This is a genomic window from Nocardioides alcanivorans, assembly GCF_021555175.1.
GTDB lineage: Bacteria > Actinomycetota > Actinomycetes > Propionibacteriales > Nocardioidaceae > Nocardioides > Nocardioides alcanivorans.
Genome location: NZ_JAKGRW010000009.1, coordinates 151,092 through 170,176, shown reverse-complemented (window position 1 = coordinate 170,176; position 19,085 = coordinate 151,092). Strand labels below are relative to the sequence as shown.

16 protein-coding genes and 1 pseudogene are annotated in these 19,085 nt (G+C 65.7%); 8 read left to right on the top strand and 9 right to left on the bottom strand.

Annotated elements, in window-relative coordinates; genetic code table 11:
• Window positions 1–23 precede the first annotated feature (23 nt).
• Entirely contained in the window at window positions 24–464 is a 441-nt protein-coding gene (gene soxR / locus L1066_RS05505) for a redox-sensitive transcriptional activator SoxR (RefSeq protein WP_235735353.1), read from the bottom strand.
• Window positions 465–618: 154 nt separating this feature from the next.
• Here soxR and L1066_RS05500 point away from each other — a divergent pair, with 154 nt between their 5' ends.
• From L1066_RS05500 to L1066_RS05495, 3 genes and pseudogenes are all read left to right on the top strand, one after another.
• Window positions 619–2,025 (top strand): MFS transporter, encoded by a 1,407-nt coding sequence (locus L1066_RS05500; RefSeq protein WP_235735352.1) that lies wholly within the window; start codon window positions 619–621, stop codon window positions 2,023–2,025.
• Between the two features lie 45 nt (window positions 2,026–2,070).
• Window positions 2,071–2,388 (top strand): annotated as a pseudogene (locus L1066_RS28415) (NAD(P)-binding domain-containing protein); the annotation flags it as partial.
• Between the two features lie 77 nt (window positions 2,389–2,465).
• A complete protein-coding gene (locus L1066_RS05495; protein ID WP_235735351.1) occupies window positions 2,466–2,954 on the top strand; it encodes an imine reductase family protein in 489 nt (162 codons plus the stop codon).
• Between the two features lie 83 nt (window positions 2,955–3,037).
• On the opposite strand, the gene L1066_RS05490 is transcribed toward L1066_RS05495, so the two are convergent.
• Both L1066_RS05490 and L1066_RS05485 read right to left on the bottom strand, forming a co-directional pair.
• A complete protein-coding gene (locus L1066_RS05490) occupies window positions 3,038–3,352 on the bottom strand; it encodes a hypothetical protein (protein WP_235735350.1) in 315 nt (104 codons plus the stop codon).
• A gap of 124 nt (window positions 3,353–3,476) precedes the next feature.
• Window positions 3,477–6,917, bottom strand: coding sequence for a TM0106 family RecB-like putative nuclease (locus L1066_RS05485; protein ID WP_235735349.1), 3,441 nt, complete (start codon window positions 6,915–6,917; stop codon window positions 3,477–3,479).
• A gap of 200 nt (window positions 6,918–7,117) precedes the next feature.
• On the opposite strand from L1066_RS05485, the gene L1066_RS05480 reads away from it, so the two are divergent.
• Together L1066_RS05480 and ppsA are read left to right on the top strand one after the other, a co-directional pair.
• The gene (locus L1066_RS05480) at window positions 7,118–8,014 is read left to right on the top strand and encodes a pyruvate, water dikinase regulatory protein (RefSeq protein WP_235735348.1); all 897 of its coding nucleotides are present in this window, start codon (window positions 7,118–7,120) and stop codon (window positions 8,012–8,014) included.
• Window positions 8,011–10,374 carry a phosphoenolpyruvate synthase gene (gene ppsA / locus L1066_RS05475; RefSeq protein WP_235735347.1) on the top strand — a complete coding sequence of 788 codons (2,364 nt, stop codon included), beginning with the start codon at window positions 8,011–8,013 and terminating at the stop codon, window positions 10,372–10,374. The genes L1066_RS05480 and ppsA overlap by 4 nt, the downstream gene beginning before the upstream one ends.
• Before the next feature lie 239 nt (window positions 10,375–10,613).
• Here ppsA and L1066_RS05470 read toward each other — a convergent pair whose 3' ends face one another.
• Window positions 10,614–10,724 carry a hypothetical protein gene (locus L1066_RS05470; RefSeq protein ID WP_235735346.1) on the bottom strand — a complete coding sequence of 37 codons (111 nt, stop codon included), beginning with the start codon at window positions 10,722–10,724 and terminating at the stop codon, window positions 10,614–10,616.
• Window positions 10,725–11,097: 373 nt separating this feature from the next.
• Here L1066_RS05470 and L1066_RS05465 point away from each other — a divergent pair, with 373 nt between their 5' ends.
• Together L1066_RS05465 and L1066_RS05460 are read left to right on the top strand one after the other, a co-directional pair.
• The gene (locus tag L1066_RS05465; RefSeq protein ID WP_235735345.1) at window positions 11,098–11,259 is read left to right on the top strand and encodes a hypothetical protein; all 162 of its coding nucleotides are present in this window, start codon (window positions 11,098–11,100) and stop codon (window positions 11,257–11,259) included.
• A 28-nt stretch (window positions 11,260–11,287) separates the two neighbouring features.
• A complete protein-coding gene (locus L1066_RS05460) occupies window positions 11,288–12,535 on the top strand; it encodes a hypothetical protein (RefSeq protein WP_235735344.1) in 1,248 nt (415 codons plus the stop codon).
• 1,063 nt (window positions 12,536–13,598) lie between these two features.
• Here L1066_RS05460 and L1066_RS05455 read toward each other — a convergent pair.
• The 4 genes from L1066_RS05455 to L1066_RS05440 form a co-directional block, all read right to left on the bottom strand.
• Window positions 13,599–14,162 (bottom strand): DUF6036 family nucleotidyltransferase, encoded by a 564-nt coding sequence (locus L1066_RS05455; RefSeq protein ID WP_235735343.1) that lies wholly within the window; start codon window positions 14,160–14,162, stop codon window positions 13,599–13,601.
• Window positions 14,162–14,680, bottom strand: a complete 519-nt coding sequence (locus L1066_RS05450; RefSeq protein ID WP_235735342.1) for a helix-turn-helix domain-containing protein — start codon at window positions 14,678–14,680, stop codon at window positions 14,162–14,164. Before L1066_RS05450 ends, L1066_RS05455 begins: the two co-directional genes overlap by 1 nt.
• A gap of 116 nt (window positions 14,681–14,796) precedes the next feature.
• Complete coding sequence (locus L1066_RS05445) at window positions 14,797–16,512, bottom strand: DUF2075 domain-containing protein (RefSeq protein WP_235735341.1); 1,716 nt, start codon at window positions 16,510–16,512, stop codon at window positions 14,797–14,799.
• Window positions 16,493–16,819: a nucleotide pyrophosphohydrolase gene (locus L1066_RS05440; RefSeq protein WP_235735340.1), complete on the bottom strand. Its 327-nt coding sequence runs from the start codon at window positions 16,817–16,819 to the stop codon at window positions 16,493–16,495. The genes L1066_RS05445 and L1066_RS05440 overlap by 20 nt, the downstream gene beginning before the upstream one ends.
• Before the next feature lie 175 nt (window positions 16,820–16,994).
• Between L1066_RS05440 and L1066_RS05435 the strand changes: the two genes are divergently transcribed.
• Complete coding sequence (locus tag L1066_RS05435) at window positions 16,995–18,425, top strand: hypothetical protein (RefSeq protein ID WP_235735339.1); 1,431 nt, start codon at window positions 16,995–16,997, stop codon at window positions 18,423–18,425.
• A gap of 160 nt (window positions 18,426–18,585) precedes the next feature.
• On the opposite strand, the gene L1066_RS05430 is transcribed toward L1066_RS05435, so the two are convergent.
• On the bottom strand, window positions 18,586–18,900 hold the full coding sequence (locus tag L1066_RS05430; protein WP_235735338.1) for a hypothetical protein: 315 nt from the start codon (window positions 18,898–18,900) through the stop codon (window positions 18,586–18,588).
• Window positions 18,901–19,085: the final 185 nt, after the last annotated feature.

Sequence of the window (19,085 nt, the reverse complement as noted above, 5' to 3'; positions counted from 1 at the left end):
GTCCACGAGGCTCTCGACGAGGATCAGACCCGCCGGGGTCCGGGGCCTTCGTTCGCCAGTTCGTCTTCGGGATTCAGGAGGCGGCACGCCTTGAGCGACAGGCAGCCGCACCCGATGCACCCGGTCAGCTCACTCTGCAGATGATCGAGCTGGGCGCGACGCAGCTCTATCTCGGCACTCCACAGGCGGGCGACCCGCTGCCAGTCCCGCTTCGAAGGAGGATGGTCCAGCGGCAGGCTCGCGAACACCTCTTGAACGTTGCTGAGGGGGATGCCGAGCCTCTTCGCAACGACGACGAGCGAGATCCGGCGCAACATGTGCCGGCGGTAGCGGCGCTGGTTGCCCGCCGTACGTGTGGAGGCGATGAGCCCCATCTGCTCGTAGAAGTGCAGGGCAGAGATCGGGACCCCGGTGCGGTGGGAGACCTCGCCGATCGGCAACAGGTCCTCCGGCTCCAGGGACATCCACGGCTCCTTGCGTTCGAAAGTCATGCCCCTGCCGGGCTTGACCTCAAGACTACTTGAGGTTCTAGCGTTCCCTTCGCCATGCCAGTCGAGGCGACGCAATGGGTGCAGCGGGTGCCCTCTGTCTCGATCGAGGCCGAAGGGACCGTGCGGAATGACGCAGGCACAACAAGACACCGAGCTGCCCGGCACGTGGCGGGAGCTCCTGGGCCGCGAGTACGCGCCCATCGCAGCGGTTCTCGCCGGCGGCGTGCTCCTGGAAGCGAGCAACGTCTACCTCACCACGAGCCTGCTTCCCACGATCGTCGGTGAGATCGGCGGGGCGGAGTTCTACGCATGGACCATGACCACCTTCCTGCTGGCTTCGGTGGTCACCGCGATGCTCGTCAGCCGGATCCTCATCCAGAAGGGCGCTGTGGGTGCCTACCTGGTGGCGTTGACTCTCTTCGCGCTGGGGTCGCTGATCTGCGCGCTCAGTCCGTCGATGACCGTCCTGCTCCTCGGCCGCACGGTGCAAGGCCTCGGCGGTGGACTACTGGCGGGACTGGGATATGCGCTCATCCAACGCGCGTTGCCGGAACGGCTCTGGGCTCGCGGCGCAGCGTTGGTGTCGGCAATGTGGGGAGTCGGCAACATCGTCGGCCCAGTCGTCGGAGGCACGTTCGCGCAGTTCGACGCATGGCGTGCGCCGTTCATCGGGCTCGCCGTCGTGACCATGCTGATCGGCGTACTCGTGCTGCGGTCGATGCCCAGGACAGCGCGAGGGCGATCGAGCGAGACCGTGCCTTGGGGTTCACTGGTGCTGCTCGCCAGCGGTGTCGGCGCGGTGAGCCTCGCCAGCGTCGTACCGGCGGGGGTCGCGAGCGCGTCGGCCCTGGTCGTCGGCATCGCCTTGGGCGTGCTGTTCCTCCGCCACGAGCGGGACGGCCGCAGCGGCATCCTGCCCAGGGTCACGTTCTCGCAGTCGTCCTCGGTCCGCTGGGTGTATCTGGCAGTAGCGGTTCTCGCGTTCGGAATCGGCACGGAGGCGTTCATCCCCCTCTTCGGACAGGAGATCGGGGCACTCGCTCCGCTGGTCGCGGGCCTGCTGGGAGCCGCGCTCTCCCTGGGCTGGTCGGTGACTCAGATGTTCGCAGCCAACGTGTCGGCCGACCGAGGTCGACGACGGCTGATCATCGCCGGACCACTGGTCGTGGCCATCGGACTCGCGGCGTACGGCGCACTCCAGCACGAGGGTCCGTCGAACGTGGTCATCGGCTTGTGGTTCGTCACCTTGTTCGTGGCCGGCGCCGGCATCGGCCTCGGGTTCCCCCACCTGACGGTGGCTGCCCTCGGCAGTGCCGACGGGGACGAGGAAGGTGCGAAGGCAGCCGCCGCCGTGAGCACCGTCTTCATGATCGCGAGTGCCGTCAGCGCTGCCCTGGCCGGGGTGCTCGTGAACCTCGGCTCCATGAGCCTCTTCCAGTCCGCACAACTACTGATGCTCGTGTTCGCCGGCATCTCCGTCGTCGGAGTGGTGGCCGCCCGTCGAGCCGCCGCCGGTGTTGGTCACCAGAGCTGAGAATCCTGAGCCCACGCATCCGCACACGTCAACGAGGAGAAGCGCATGAATCCGAACAGCCAGATCACCGTCCTTGGCCTTGGCTCCATGGGGTCCGCGATCGCACACGGTCTTGTCGACCGCGGATACACCACGACGGTGTGGAACCGGACCGCGGCGAAGTCCGTCCCGTTGGCCGAAGCGGGGGCCAGGGTCGCAACGACCGCCCAGGAGGCGGTCCTTGCGAGTCCCCTCGTCATCATCTGCCTGCTCGACAGCGCGGCCTCCGACGAGGTGCTGGGTTCCCTGGGCCCGGAGGTGGCGGGCAAGGTGGTCGTGAATCTCACGACCTGCGCTCCCGAGCATGCGCGGGCGAACGAGGCCTGGGCACTCGAGCGTGGGGCAACGTATGTCGACGGCAAGATCATGGGAGATCCCCGGATGTCGGTGGCCCGAACCTCATGCTGCTGTTCAGCGGCTCCCCAGACGCGTTCGAGGAGCACAGGACGACGCTCGAGTCGTTGGGAAACGTGGCCTATCACGGCCCGGACGCCGGCATGGCCGCTGTGGAGTTCATGGCACAGGTCGCCATCGGTTACGAGTTCCTGATCGGCTTCTTGCACACCCTTCGGCTGGTGAGTGCCGAAGGCGTTGACGTTGCCGAATTTGCGCGGCGTGTCTCGGCCTCCATCGGCGGCTACGCGGCCCTGGTCGACGCCTTCGGCGTCGCGGTCCAAAGTGGCGAGTACGGCCCGGACCTCGGCTCCCTGAACGTCCAGTCTGCGCTGATGGACGACTTGGTCACCCATCGCGAATCCAAGGGAGTCGAGGCCGTGCGCATGCGGGAGGTCAGGGACTTGATGGCCCAGCGGATAGCTGACGGACACGGCGACCACGGGTTCTCGAGCCTGTTCGAGCTCCTGGAACCCAGCGGTTCACGAGCCAGCTGACGCTGACGTTTCGCAGAGAACTTCGAGATTCGACGCGCGGCCTGTGAAGGTCAACGCAGAGCCTCTTCGATCTCGCCGCTCGGTCACGAAGCCGCTGTCCCGGTGGCGTCGTGGGAGTGCATCGCGCGAAGGGCGCGAACGAACTTGGCAGCCAGGGCGAGGCTGTCTGCGCTGTCGGGTCGCAACACGGCACGCGCCGACTCGAGCTCGTCGATCGCTGCCAGGTAGGGCGTGGCGGCGGGATTCTCGAGACCGTGCTCATGGGCGCGGGCGAACTGCCACGCGATCTCGTTCGTGATCGCCTCGCTGACAATCTCGAACTCGATGCCGACGGCGTACGTCGGGGAGAGGTTCAACCGGGTCATGACCATCCCTTCGTCGTTTTCCGATTCTGCCACGGCACGCGATTCTGACTTCGTTCGTCGCAGTGCCCGCGATTCGATCCCCGGCCACTCCCGAAGAATGTCCACGTCGAGCACTTCAGCCAGGGGCGTCCGAGCAACGATCGCTCATCAACGACCATCAGCGGTCCTCACACAGCCCGATGAACGCCCCCAGCTCCAACACGCCCCGAGCAGTGCTCGGCATGAAGGCAGTCAGTGCCTCGGAACGGATGAGCACCGCTCGCCACTGCGCTCGCGACACCGCGACGTTGACCCGATTGCGGTTGAGCAGGAAGGACATCCCGCGCGGCACGTCACCGTGGGAGGAGGCGGTCATGGAGACGATCACGACCGGTGCTTCCTGGCCCTGGAACTTGTCCACCGTGCCCACAGGGACGCCGGCCAGGCCGGCCCGGGTGAGCGCGTCACGGATGCAGGTCACCTGAGCGTTGTAGGGGGCAACCACCCGAAAATCGTTCTCACCCAGAGGGCGCGGAGTCATCTCTGCCGCGGGGTCCAGCCAGGACAGGCCCAGGTGGGCCCGGACTTGGCGCACGACCTCCTCGGCCTCCTCCGGCGAGTCCACCCGGTTGTGCTGGTGCGACAGCGTGATGACCTGCAGTCCCGGCTTGACGCCTTCGAGCCGACGCTCCGAGGCCGGTCCCGCCGAAGTGAGGCGACCGTCGTAGGAGAGCGTCGACACCTTGGCGCAGAGCGCCGGGTGCATCCGGTAGGACAGCCCCAGGAAACAACCGAGCGCGGGCGGCAGGGTGTCGTGGCCGTCCATCAACCAACCGAGCGCGGAGTCGTCGACCGGCTCTGCATGGGAGCCCTGACTCACCTGAGGGAGCTGTTGCGGGTCACCGAGCAGGAGCAGACGTCTGGCGGCGGCCGACACGGCGATGGTGCGAGCCAACGAGAACTGGCCGGCCTCGTCGACCACCAACAGGTCGAGGCTCTCGCGCGCAATCTTGTTGGTGTTGGTGAAGTCCCAGGCTGTGCCGCCCACGACGCAGCCGGTCTCGACGTGGTCGTCGAGGTAGGCCGGCAGCTTCGACACGGTGGTCCAGCGCGGATCGGTGGCGTGCTTGGCCGCTCCCTTGGCCACCAGCGCCGGATCGAGACCTGCCCTCACGACGGCGTCAAGCATGTTCTCGACGACCGCATGGGACTGCGCAACCACACCCACTCGCCAGCCGTGCTCCTCGACCAGCTCCTTGATGACCCGGGAACCGGTGTAGGTCTTGCCGGTGCCGGGCGGGCCCTGCACCGCCAGGTAGGAGTTGGCCATGGCGGTCAGCGCGGTCACGACGTCATCGACGGTCGAACCGGTACTGGGCATCCCGCCTCGGGGCAGCCGTGGTGGTCGACGCGCCATCAGGTCGAAGACGGCCCGCTCCGGCAGCGTCGCCGCATCAGCGGCAGCGGAGGCGACCTCGTGGATCGCCGTACGGATGCTGGTGGTGGGCGGTGGTGGCGCCGGCACGAGCGCCACCGGCAAGTCATCGAAGACGTCGTCGGGTGGGCAGCCCTCGGTCAGCAGCATCACCCTCGGATCGACGGGATCCGGCTCCAACGCACCGTCTCGCCGAGCGGCGTACGGAGCACCGTCTGGACCGAAGGACTTCGCGGGAGCCGGCGTCGCATAGACGACCTGGCTCTCCTTCGGGGCGCTCCCCGGCGTCCAGTCCCCGACGAGCCGGAGCGTGCGGCGGTGGTTCGTGCCCCTCCCTTCGGGCGGTGTCCAGCTCTGCACGACCTCGGCGGACTCGACCACGAAGATGTCGCGAGCACGCCCCCAGTCCTCGATGCGGTGGCCGAGCCGCTCGAAGTGTCCCCACCAGTACTGCTTCTCCTCGCGCCGGTCGTAGTCGAGCGCGGTCGCAAGCATCGCGTGGGCCTGTTGCTCCGGCGTCCGGCGCGCCGCAACCGCTCCGCCGGCCTTCGCCATCAGCGCGATGAAGACGGGGTCGTTCTCGGAGAGCTCCTCGCCCTCCTCGGTCTTGGTGCGCGCCACGATCTCATCGCGAACGCCTGCCTCCGTGGCCCGCTCGAGCAACCAGTCGCGCAGCCGGAGGGTGGAGAGGCAGTCGTATTCGTTGTAGTCGGCCAGCGCCGCCTGCCGCTCTCGGGCGGTCAAGGGGTCGGTGGCAAGGAACTCGCGGAACTCCTGATAGGCGACGATCGACGCGGCGCCATCGGCAACGTCGCTCTCACGCAGCTGCTCGCCCATGTAGAGCGGCTCGAGCTTCTTGATGCTGTAGGAGGGCTGACCGACCTGCACGGAGCCGCGCACGATCGCATAGAGGTCGACGAACACCTCGGAGCGGAGCAGGTCGTCGAGTTCCTTCTCGCGGGTCTGGTAGCGCATCGCGAGCCGTTTGAGCGCGGCGACCTCGTAGGGCGCGTAGTGGTGGATGTGGAGGTCGGGGTGCTGGAGACGGCGGGCGGCGACGTCATCGATGAACGCCACGAACGCGTCCCGCTCCTCGGCCCAGCTGTGCGCCCAGGTGGGCGTGTAGTGCCCATCAGCGTCGAGCACGCCCCAGAGGTATTCGAGCCCGACCCGGCTCGGGTCACCCTCCTCGTGCATCGGGTCGCCCTCGAAGTCGAAGAACAGGTCGCCGGGCGAAGGCGCCGGCAGGCGCCGCAGTGTGTCGGCAGCCGTCGCGGTGAGGCGGTATTCGACCGGCATGTCGCCGGTGTCTGCGCCCCTTGACTCCATCTGCCGCCACTGCAGGTCGGCTTGGGCACGGAGCTTGGCGAACGTCGCACCCACCATGCCGTCGGGCTGCACGGTGGCCGAGGCGAGGTCGGCAACGGTGGCGATGCCCACCTCACGGAGCTTGCGGCGCTGATCCATCCGGACCCCGGCGACGAGGAGCACGTCATCGACCTCTGCCGCGGCTTCGGTGCACTCGTCGCAACGCCCGCACGCGACGTACCGCTCGTCTCCCCATGCCGCAGCCCTGCCACTCGCCGCGTGGGTGGCGAGCAGCTCGCGCAGCCGCGAGCGACGTTCCTCGAAGACGGGGAGTACGTCGGTGGCCGGGAACTCGACACGCTCGCCGTTGCCGAGCAGGAGGGCGACGGTCGGCGCCAGCGGCAGACCCAGCGACCGGATCTGGGCGGCGTAGGCGCCGAGCTGCAGCAGTGCCTGGGGCTTGGCCGAGCGGGCGAGCTTGGCGTCGCAGACCAGCCAGCCGGCCTCGGTGCGCTCAACGAAGTCGGCATAGCCGAAGAACTCGCCGTCGTAGAAGGCGGCCTGATGGATCGTGGTGGGCTCGTCCTCGAACACCTTCAGCGTCGCCTGGGACTCGTCGCGCAGCGAGCCCTCCTCGTAGGACGCCATCTGGCGGAGCTCGACCAGCCCGCCACGTGCTCGGAACTCCTCGAGCAGCCTGGCCTCGTGACGGTTGCCGAGATCGGCGATGTGCCGCTGGAGCAGGTCTTCCTCATGGATGACGCGCGGCGCACGGCGCAGCTCGTAGTCCATCGCCCGGAGCAGCGCGTATTCGCACTGCGCCGCGACCGACAGGTCCGATGCGCTCCAGCGGAGCGTGCCGTCGATGAGGAACACCGCGCCTCCTTCTGTTGACGTCCAGCTTCAGCGTGGCAGAGACCTCCGACAGTCGCTGGCACACACCCTGCATGCGGAGCAGGGCGCGCAGCAAGACCTCGTTCGCGCACCTGAGTGACGCCAACCTCCGGGGAGGTCGGAGCACCCGTAGACTACGGCCGACCAGTAACCATCAGTTGAACCGAAGAAGACGATGAGGCGTGGGCGCCGAAACGAGTTTCAAGGGAGCGGCTGACGCCGACGCCGTACCGGTGTTCTTCCTCTCCGACAGCACCGGCATCAGCGCGGAGACGATGGGCAATGCGCTGCTCATCCAGTTCCCGGGTCTCCGCTTCGAACGGACGGTCGTCCCCTTCATCTCCTCGGTCGAGGAGGCGGCAGAGATCGTCTCCCGCCTCGACAAGGTGCTGGACGAGAGCCCGCGCACGCCCCTGGTGTTCACGACCGCGGCCAACGACGAGGTCCGTCATGCCCTGCAGCGCACCCGGTGTCCGGTCATCGACTTCTTCGACCTCCACCTCCGCCCGGTCGAGGAGATCCTCGGAATCCGTGGCGCGCGGGAGGCAGCACTGCTCCACGGTGTCGGCGACGTCCAGCGCTACAACAGCCGGATGCAGGCCATCGAGTACTCCATCGAGCACGACGACGGACAGAGTGTGCGCGGTTTGGAGAAGGCCGACGTGATCCTCCTGGCGCCGTCGCGCTGCGGCAAGACGCCGACGTCCATGTATCTGGCACTCCAGCACGGGCTGTTCGTGGCCAACTACCCGTTGGTCGAGGAAGACCTCTCCGGCACCGACCTGCCCGCCCCGGTGCGAGACCTGCGCGACCGATGCTTCGGCATGACCACGACACCGCGGCGCCTTGCCGCCGTACGGGAAGAGCGGCGGCCCGGATCCAGGTATGCCTCGCTCGACCAGTGCACCTTCGAGCTGCGCCGGACGAGTGAGATGTTCCGCCGCCACCGCCTTCCCGTGATCGACTCCTCCACGAAGTCGGTCGAGGAGATCGCCACCCTGATCCTTCAGCGCCTCAAGAAGATGCCCGCCGAGAACCAACCCACCGCCAGCCCGTCGTCGCCCAGGAGAATCCGATGAGCGCCTCCGCCAACATCCGCCCCTTCGCCGAGCTCGGCCTCAACGACCTGGAACAGGTCGGGGGCAAGAACGCCTCGCTCGGCGAGATGGTTGCCAACCTCTCCTCGCTCGGCGTGAAGGTGCCCGACGGCTTCGCCACGACCGCCGACGCCTTCCGCCGCTTCATCGGCGACACGGGCCTGGCGGAGGAGATCTCCCGCTCCCTGCGCGACCTCGACGTCAACGACACCCAGACGTTGGCCGAGGTGGGTCGCACGCTGCGCGAGAAGGTGGCCGGACAGCCGTTCCCCGCTGACCTCGAGGCCGACATCCGGGCGGCGTACGACGGCTTGGTCGCCGGACGCACGGAGGTCTCGTTCGCGGTGCGCTCGAGTGCGACCGCGGAGGACCTGCCCGACGCCTCCTTCGCCGGCCAGCAGGAGACCTTCCTCAACATCGTGGGCATCGACGGCGTCCTGCGGGCGATCCGTGAGGTCTTCGCCTCGCTCTACAACGACCGCGCCATCGCCTACCGCGTGCACCACGACTTCGACCACGACGACGTCGCGCTCTCCGCGGGCGTCCAGGAGATGGTGCGCTCCGACGTGGGCGCCTCGGGTGTCATGTTCACGATGGACACCGAGTCCGGGTTCGACGACGCCGTGTTCGTGACCTCCTCCTACGGACTGGGCGAGGCCGTCGTCCAGGGGGCGGTGAACCCGGACGAGTTCTACGTCTACAAGCCCGCCCTGCGGGACGGCCGCCCGGCGGTGCTCAAGCGCGGTGTGGGCTCGAAGGCCATCAAGATGGTCTACACCGACGACAGGTCCGTGGGCCGCACCACGGAGTTCGTCGACACCGACCCCGCCACGCGAGGTCTGCTCAGCCTCACCGATGCCGAGGTGGAGGAGCTCGCTCGATACGCGTTGGTCATCGAGGAACACTACGGCCGCCCGATGGACATCGAGTGGGGCAAGGACGGCGTCGACGGCGGCCTCTACATCCTGCAGGCCCGCCCCGAGACCGTGATGTCACGCGCGGGTGTGCGGCAGCGGTTCCGCATGGGCGCGCACCAGGGCGAGGTGATCGTCGAGGGCCGCGCGATCGGGCAGAAGATCGGTGCGGGCGCCGTACGCGTGATGACCTCGATCGACCAGATGCACGACTTCAAGGACGGCGAGGTGCTGGTCGCCGACATGACGGACCCCGACTGGGAGCCGATCATGAAGCGCGCGTCGGCGATCGTCACCAACCGCGGTGGACGCACCTGCCACGCGGCGATCATCGCCCGCGAGCTGGGCATCCCCGCTGTCGTCGGCACGGGTGGCGGCACCCGCGAGCTCGCCGATGGTCGGGAGGTGACGGTCTCCTGCGCGGAGGGTGACACCGGGCTGGTGTACGACGGTCGGCTCGACTTCACCGTCGAGGAGACCGAGCTCCAGGCGATGCCCGAGCTCCCCACCAAGATCATGATGAACGTCGGCACCCCGGAGCAGGCGTTTGCTTTCGCGCAGCTGCCCAACGCCGGCATCGGCCTGGCGCGGCTCGAGTTCATCATCAACCGGCAGATCGGCATCCACCCCCGGGCGCTGCTCGACTTCGACTCCCTCGAGGAGCCGCTGCGCTCGGAGATCGCCGAGGAGATCAAGGCCTATTCGACGCCCCGCGACTTCTTCGTGCAGCGCATCGCCGAGGGCGTCTCCATGCTCGCGGCGGCCTTCGCACCCAAGCCGGTCATCGTGCGGATGAGCGACTTCAAGTCGAACGAATACGCCAACCTGGTCGGCGGCGAGCTCTACGAGCCGCACGAGGAGAACCCGATGATCGGCTACCGCGGAGCCTCGCGTTACCTGTCGGACGACTTCGCCGAGTGCTTCGCCATGGAGGCCGAGGCGCTGCGTTACGTGCGCGACGAGATGGGCCTGACCAACGTCAAGATCATGATTCCCTTCGTGCGCACGGTGCCGGAGGCCGAAGCAGTCATCGCACTGCTCGCCGAGCACGGACTCGTGCGTGGTGAGAACGACCTGCAGGTGATCATGATGTGCGAGGTCCCGTCGAACGCGATCCTGGCCGAGCAGTTCCTCGAGCACTTCGACGGCTTCTCCATCGGCTCCAACGACATGACCCAGCTGACCCTCGGCCTCGACCGCGACTCCTCGCTGGTCGCCGACTCCTTCGACGAGCGCGACCCTGCGGTGCTCTTCATGCTGGAGCGCGCGATCAAGGCCTGCCACGCTGCCGGCAAGTACGTCGGCATCTGCGGTCAGGGCCCCAGCGACCACCCCGACCTGGCCCAGTGGCTGCTGGATCAGAAGATCGACTCGATGTCGCTCAACCCCGACACCGTCGTCGACACCTGGCTGGCGCTGGCGAAGTAGCCCGACCCCGCTGGTCGAGCTTCTCCCGCTGGTCGAGCTTCTCCCGCTGGTCGAGCTGCCTCGTTGGTCGAGCCTGTCGAGACCCACCCCGCCGGTCGAGCTTCTCCCGCTGGTCGAGCCTGTCGAGACCCACCCCGCTGGTCGAGCTTGTCGAGACCATCCACCGTGCCCCGAAAGGTGCGCAGGGGCGCAGTGTTGCCCGACCGAGCGGACCGCCGGGACTCAGCTCGCCACCAGAGTCACCACCTTGGCCAGTTCGTCGCCGTCCCGAACGACTGCTTGAATTCCTGCACCCGCTCAGGATGCTTGTGCAGGAGGTAGCCCAGGTCAATCGCTGGCTGGGTGGTCAAGACGGTCAGGAGCGCCGGGACAGTCTGCCGGAGGGTACGTCGGGGAGCGAGAGGGTTTCGATGCGAGGCACCGGTGCCGGAGCTTGAGCCAGCAGATGCGTCCTACCGCCCAGAGTGGGCTACCCGCGATGGCACACCATCTTCAGTCAGAGCGCCCGTCCAAGGGGGCTGCTGCACGACGAACATGCGGGAGTGTCGGCCTCTGTTGCGGGTTAAGGTGTTGGAGGCCCGCGAGCGAGCAAACCGGCGGCGGGCTCGTACGGCGTTGTTCACCACGACTGCCGGTGGCATTCGGGAGAATCCCCGTATGAGTCGAAGCTGTGACCAGTGCGGGCACGATACTCCCACGCGCGGCGGGGAAGGTCGTTTCTCAGTGCACGATCGTGACGGCAACGCCGAGGTGCTGCTCGGCCCTCGGATCGCCTCCGACACGGACCGGTGCCCCGGTTCGCTGCCGTACCCGGTGGATGACCAGAAGGTGCAGTCGATTCACGCGACTTCCGGCGGGCTGCCCGGTCTCGGGAAGCGCCGATGACGGGCAGTTCGGCGAGAGGCCGCAGCACGTGAGCGAGCGATATCTGCTGTCGTCGAGCGTGTTCAAATACTGGCAGATTGACTTCCAGAAGGGGACCATCCGCATTGTCGCGCAGGACGGTCGGGACGTCGAAGAGGAACTGGAAGCCAGGTATCGACCGGAGGACTCCCAGATCGCTTGCACAATCTTCGATTGGGAGAAATGGTGGATCTGGTCGATCACCACGCGGGATGACGTGATCGTCACGGAGGGGTTCAATCCGAACTCTCCCCCGCCGTTCAACGGGCGAGCGTCGGTCTACCTCGACCAGAACCGGTGGCGGACCGTCTCGGACGCGTTGCATAACCCAGAGCGGGTGAAGAACGAGGAGGAGCGCCGCGCCGCTCTCGACCTGATCCGGCTTGCTGTGGACGGTGGCATCGTCATGCCGTTGTCGATGGGGCACGCGCTGGAGACGGCGGGGCTGCACGGCGACCGCCGGTACGAGATTGGGGTGACGATGGCCCACCTGTCGAGCGGGTGGCAGATTCGGAACCCGGTCGACCTGTGGAAGCACGAGGCGGAACTGTCGATCCGGACTCACCTTGGACTGATGGACGGTGCGCCGGTCATACATCCGATCGTGACCGAGCCGGGGGCGTTGTACGGGTCTGACACATCGTTGGGAATCACCGACGAGACACCCGATCAGGACAAGTTCATGGCGATGTTGACCATGCCGAACGTGTTGCTGTCGATGCTGGTCGAGCCAGAGCAGACGCCGAAGCACCCGCTGACGACGTGGATCGACCACCATGCCCGCATTACGACCCAGATTCACGCGGAAGGCATGCCCAAGGACCAGCGCCGTCGGCTGGCTCGACGCCGTTACTGGAACGAGAACATCGGTTTCTATGCGGCTGCGTATCGGCGGTTGACGAACAGCGCAGACTTCCCGACGTTCAGCGACCGCGAGTTGGTCACGTTGCTAGCGGGTTCACCAATGGTGGGACTGGTGTCGGAACTGTTCGTTCGGAGGTTTATCGACCACCAGAGCAAGTGGCGTCGGAACGACTTGATCGACATGTTCCACTTGTCGACCGCCGCTGCGTACGCCGACTACGTGTGCGCGGAGACGCATACCGGTACGCAACTTCGTGACGCCCAGCGGGCGTTGAAGCGGCCTGTAACGGTGTTCACGTCGCTGGATGCTTTGGTGACGGCTGTTCGTCGTGATGGGGCGCGAGCCGCGTCCGAATGCATGCCGGTCGAACCGCAAGACGACGCGGACGAGTAGGCGTGACGCGGGAGGACGGCGCTTCGTCGACGCGCGGGTGCACCAGAATGTCGTCATCATGACGACCTGGACCGTTGCACTTACTGCCGTCGGCGCTGTCGGTACTTTCGCGCTCGGACTGTTCGCTGACGCTTAGCGCACTCGCCTCGGGATCAGAGCCTCGAAGAACGAGCGGACTGAGCTGCGAACTATCGCGCGCCAAGATCGCCGGGAAGAGTTCGAGGTTGCCGCACTACTCGAGCTGCAAGAAGTTGTCCTGACCATGGCTCGGCAAGTCGGGCAGGGGAACCACTCGGACGAAATGCACTACCGCACTACTGGCAGTTGGATAGCCGGGGCTTCTCCATTTCCGGAAGCCGCCGGAGGGGAAGCGAGCCTCGCGGCCGGTCGCTCCTTCTTGAAACTAAAGGCGCGGATACCGTCAGATGACCTACGGCGAACTCTCGAAGAGTTCCGTGAAGCGTGCACCGCCGCCACGCTGACTCCCGCTGGCGACGGCGCAAATGACGCCGCTATGCGGGCTGAGGCGACCGAACGTATGACGCTCATGGCCTCCCGGCTGGAGTCGGCTCAGGATGCCATCGGCGCTCGCGTCAGAGAGCTCTACGCCACCTGGCGGATCCGTCGATGCAACGGCGTGGTGGCGGCTCGTCGACTCCGTCTATCCGCCGCCTTCACCCTCCTCAGTGCGCTAACATTGCGTGCTCCGTGCAGCCTGGCTTGGGTCTGGCTGTTGGTTCGACTCCAATGGGGTCACCGCCAGTGTGCTTCTCATTGCCGCACCTCTGCTTCTCAACCTCGTAAGCGGACTCAAGAACCGGATTTCGAAAGCAGGCAGGACGACAAAGGGAGGGGTGCGTATGACGCGAGTCACCGCATGGGTCTGTTCGACCTTCTACAACATTGGCTGTGGCTTGGCAGGCGGCATCCTGTCCCAGACCAGGCGGCACGGTGCATCCTGCTAGCTGACGCCTCGGCGTGCACCCACAACGCCGGCGGGTCGACGGCTTCCCCTCGCCCTCCTGAGGTGCGTCAATCCGCCGCGAAGGTCGCCTAGGTCTGGCTACTTCCGGGACGACAACCAGGCTGCCGCGCGGTCGCGGTTCGCTCTGTAAACATCAGGGATCGCGTTGAGGCGGGCGGCGATGACCGCGGCATCCACCAGTTCTGCGTCCAGCAGAGCCGCTACGAAGTTACGATCCTTCTCGCGCAGCGCACACAACTTCGCCACGCAGAGGTCTTCCTTGTCCAAGCACCAGCCGGTGAACTCGGGATTGCCCGAGGGAGCGGTGGTGTTCTTGTTCTGCACCTTGACCAAACGACCGCGCCAGCCCTCGGGCAGCACCGCGGTGTCAAGATCGACGCCGTCGATGTGGAAGCCGTGAAGTTCGTCGAAGGGTGAGAACTCGCCGGCCACGCCTTCGAGCAGGTCAGCGAGGCGAGCGGTCTCAGTGTTGCCCTCTGCGATGGGCAGGATGTCGACCTCGACGGACATGGTGGCTTCCTGAGGCAGCTCGGTTTCGTCGAAACTCCCCAGAATCGATTGAGATCCAACGACGATCAATTCTGTCGTGCCGATGATCTGGCACGCCGCTCGAATGGCGTGTTCAAGTTGGTCGCGCCGCATCAGCCAGCCATCTGGAGTACGTCGGAACGCTCGTCTTGCGAGAGGATCCCGCCCATCGGAGAGACTTCGCGCATCTCGATCGAGTCACGGTCCAGGCCGGTCAGGAGGCGTTGGAGCCCGAGAACGTCGCTGTCTTGGATCAATGACGTCCAGCGCTCCAGATTGCGCACGTGCGGCTGCCCGGTCACGTTGCCGCGAAGGCGTTCGAGATTGCGCTCGATCGTGGGGCGCCACTCCTTGAGGTTTGAGCGGCTCAGATGCATGGAGAGTTGGCGATGGAGAAGCCAGGACCGGCGCTCAGAACGGGTCAAGTTGGGCACCACCGGTCGACGTACCACCTCGAGGCGGTAACCCATGCAACACAGCAGACGATCGAGTTGCGCGTCGCTCAACTGCACCTTGCCGGACAGGAACTGGCTGATGCTGGGTTGGCTGACGCCGCTCACCCGCGACAGCCAGGACTGGGTCACGCTCGTCTTGAGCATCACCTCTCGAAGCAGTTCGCCACGGTCGGACATGCTCCGAATATAGCAAAAATGCTATAGGGCGCCGCCCTCGTCCAGGCACTTGTCGATGGTCGAGACTCAGCGGGCGGGCACCTGCGCCCGGTCCCCGCGAATGCCCCGGCGGCGACTCACCCAAAGTACCTCCGCAGATGCTCACGCAAGTGCGGATCGACGACGTACAGGTAGGTCCCGCGGATGCCGCGGGTCAGGAGCACGGCGTAGATGTTCCGCACGTACTCCAGCAGATCATGGTCCGACAACTTCTGCCCCGGGTTGTTCTGCACACCCTTCTTGTCGAAGTAGTTCCGCCGGTCAAAGGACAGCCGGCCTGTTGACGGGTCGAGTCGGAGGTCGCGCCCGATGATGACACCCGCATAGTTGAGGTCGTAGCCCTGGATCGTGTGAATGGAACCGACCTCTTCCAACGACTTCGGCGAGTCCACCCAGTCCACGACACGACTGTTCCAGCGCAGTTCGATGCTCTCGTCATCGAACCGGATGTCAGTGTTCGCCTTGTCCTTCTTGCTGTTCCACGGCCAGGCATAGCCCGCAACGACGCGGGCCAGCCCGGTCTCGGCGTCGCGTTCCCTCACGGCGGAGACCATGTCGCCGGCCCTCTCGAAGAAGCGGACGTCGTACTCACCGAAGTCGATGCGACGCTCGGGCGGCGTGGGCCCGAGCACCTGGCGCACATAGTCGACGTAGTCCGATCCCGCCCGCACGCGCAGCTGGGACGTGAGGACGTGAAGACGTCCTCGCTGACCTGCACGAGCCGCAACATCCTCCAGCACCTGCGGGTCCAGATCGGCCGGCCTGACGCGCTGGAGTACGTCGATCAGCAACAACTGCTGATGGCTCATCTCCTGGATCCAGTCCAGCTGGGTCTTGCTGGGGTCATCCGCGCCGAAGAGCTTCTCGTTGATCTCTCTGAACTCGCGGTTCTTCTGTGCAGACGTCTGATTCGCACGCTGGTTGAGGCGGTGTGCTTCATCAACGATGAGCAGGTCCCACGTTCTGTCGCTCTTTCCGACATCGAACGGAGACAGCACGCTCACTTCCCCGAGGCCCGGAGTCCGCGCGAACACGGCTTGGATCGACTTCCGCAGCGACTGCTGCGGCACCACAACGCCGATGTCGAGATCCGCAAGGGTCGATGTGTTCTCTGTGGTGAAGAGTCCGGCGAGCACCGACTCGTTCTCCAGTGGTTCACCGTCCCAAGCCCCCAAGTCACGCAGGAGCTTGGTGAGGAAGACAGCCACGACCGTCTTCCCTGTGCCAGGCCCACCCTCGATCACCAGCGACCCACCAGGACCCGCACGAAGATCAGCAAGCAGGCTCTCGGTGATGGCAATGACCGCATCGCTCTGCTCGCCCGTCAAGGTCTTGAACGGCGACAGCTTGAAGAGATCGGAGTTCTCGATCTCCTCGATCGTGGTGGTGAACAACCCCTCCGCGCGCAGCTTGTCGAAGATCTCGCGGAAGCGCTCCCGATAGTCATCACGCTGGTAGTAGTTGCCCGATCCGCCACTGGTCTGGATGTTGAGCACCTTGAAGCGGCCCTCACCAGCGAAGAGGCCGATCAAGTAGGCCTCAAGGTCCAGGCACGCCGACTTGTTGAAGGCGTCGTCGATGATCACCCGCGCCTCGCCGAGGTGGGACTTCTTGTTCCCGTCAAGATGCTGACGAAGGCGAGACGTCGCGTCGACCGACTCCCCGACGTACAACTCCGTGGAGTCGTTCAGCGTGTAGACAACTGGCCAGTCCCGGTGTTGGTCGGCAAGACGACCCCACGCACCGAGTTCGCCACGCTCGAGTCGAAGAGACTCAATCCGGAAGCTGGTCATACTTCGTGCTCCGCCCACGCGCCTTGTCAGCCGGATACTTCGATCGAGTCGTCTCGAGTTTGTCCATCACTATGGCGTCCGCATCCAGGCCGAGTCGGTCCGCCAACAGGAAGCAGTAGGTGAGGACGTCAGCCAACTCCTCCTGAACACGTCGGGGGTCGCCGTCTTCTGACCATTGAAAGCACTCAAGCAACTCGCCCGCCTCGATGCTGATCGACTTGGCCAAGTTCGCCGGCGAGTGGAACTGCGTCCAATCGCGTTCAGCCATGAATTGGCGCAGCGCATCGAGGACCCCGTCAGAAGCCATGGGTGAACCCTAGACCGCCGCAACGCTCAACCGAGACCGAACGGCGAGGCGGGATGCTTCCGAATGGACAAGGCCAATCTCAGATATTCGGGCGCACGTCCCATTAGCCTCGACCACTAAGGACGGCGAGGAGCCGCCCACAAGTACGACGCAGCAGCTGACTGGGGAGCGTGAGATGAGCGAAGAGTCCTGGCACGAAGCAAGACTCATTCCGACGTCGGGCATCAACGGCGCTGAAGAACAGGAGCGTCGAGCCACCTCTGCCCTGCTCGCCGTACTCGGCGCTGTGAAGGAGTTCGGGCGGGGCTTCGTGAAGCCATTCGGCGCACCTGCTGGAAGCATGGAGTGCTACATCGAAGTCCCCTTCGTGCTCGGCGAACGCCGCCTCTATCCAGATGGACTCATCAAGGTGTCGCGCGGATCCAGGTCATGGACCGCGCTCGTGGAGGTGAAGACCGGACCGAATCAACTCAAGACGGACCAGATCGAGTCCTACCTCGACATTGCACGCGAGCAAGGCTTCGACGCCGTCATCACCATTTCCAACGAGATCCCTCCTGTCCCTGGGCAGCACCCCACCGCAGTCGACAAGAGGAAGCTGCGCAAGGTCGCGCTGCACCACGTCTCCTGGTCGCGGATCCTCGCCGACGCAGTGATGCAGAAGGAGTTCCGCGGCGTCGCCGATCCCGATCAGGCTTGGATCCTCGGTGAACTCATCCGTTATCTGGAGCACCGGAAGTCGGGCGCACTCGAGTTCGACGACATGGGTGAGTCGTGGGTGTCCGTGCGCGACGCCGTACGGGCCGGCACGCTTCGGCCTACAGACAAGGGAATCGTGGAAGTCGTGGCGCGATTCGACGCTCTCCTGCGTTTCGCCAGCCTGCAACTTGGACGCCAACTCGGCACCGAAGTGATCCCGGCGCTCAGCCGGAAGGAACTTGCGGACCCAGCCGTACGGGTGCAGACGCTGAGCACGTCCCTTTGCCAGACGGGTGTGCTCTCAGGCGCCATCCGCATCCCCGATACCGTCGGAGACATCGTCATCACGGCAGACCTGAGGGCATCGCAGGTCACCTGCCACGTCGATGTTGACGCGCCCCGGGAAGGTCGCCCGACCACACGCGTGAACTGGCTCGTTCGTCAGCTCAAGGCTGCCCCAGACGCCGTGCGCGTCGAGTCGTTCGTCGTGCGCGGGCGCGGTTCGGCCGCCGCGGAACTTCTGAGCGCAGTCCGAGAAGATCCCCGCAGTCTGGTCCAGGAGGCCGACCGGGAGATCCGCACGTTCCGCGTCGCGACGAGCAGTTCCCTTGGCACCAAGCGTGGCCGCGGTCGTGGAGCATTCATCGACTCGGTGCTGACTGCGGTCGACGACTTCTATGCAGACGTTCTCGGTTCACTCCGGGCGTGGTCTGCCACGCCACCCAAGCTGCGGCCCTCCGACCCGGATGCAAAGGGCGTCGACCCGGAGGTGCCAACGTCACTTTCGTCGACGGACTATTCGTCCCAGGACGAACCAACTCACTACACCTCGGGACCGGCACCTTCACCAGACGCCGGCGATGCGCACACGCATCTGGAAAGCGTGTCTGCGGCCGAAGGGGAGTGACTCAGAGTTGTCTGCACGTGTAGTGCGGCGGAGCACTGGCAGCCGGACAAGTGGCGCCAACGGCCTGCGGTTCTGCCTGAGCGTTACGCCGGGTCTGCGCGGCCGTGAATGAGGTCTTGGATCCTCTGGTCTGGGTAGGGCGCATGTACGCCGCGCAGTTTCAGAGCACGCTCTCCCCGCGCAACTCCCGGTTGTCTCCGTTGGTGCCACCACCCCCGGATCCAGAGGCGGGCCGAGCGCCGGCCAGGTAACCAGCCAAGGTCCCGAGCAGGGTGTAGATGGCCGTTCGAGCTTCAGTTGTCAGCGAGGAGGTCACCGCCAGTGCACATCCCAGGGCAGCGATGACGATGATCCCGAAGAGCTTGGCGAAGTTGGACGAGAAGGTCCCGCCCTTGAGGATCCGAGCGGCCTGCAACACGGAGAGCAATGCGAGGGCGACGGCGCAGAAGACGAGAAGGGCGTTCTGAGTGCTCACGGAAACACCTCCCTGTGGATGCCCCGACTGGGACAATTTTCTCAAGGCTAGGAGTCGGTGCGGACGGCGTCGTCATCCATGATCGGTATCTCGCCGGAGTGAGTGGTTTCGACAAGCTCAACCAACGGGGCGAGCGGTTTCGACAAGCTCAACCAACGGAGTGAGTGGTTTCGACAAGCTCAACC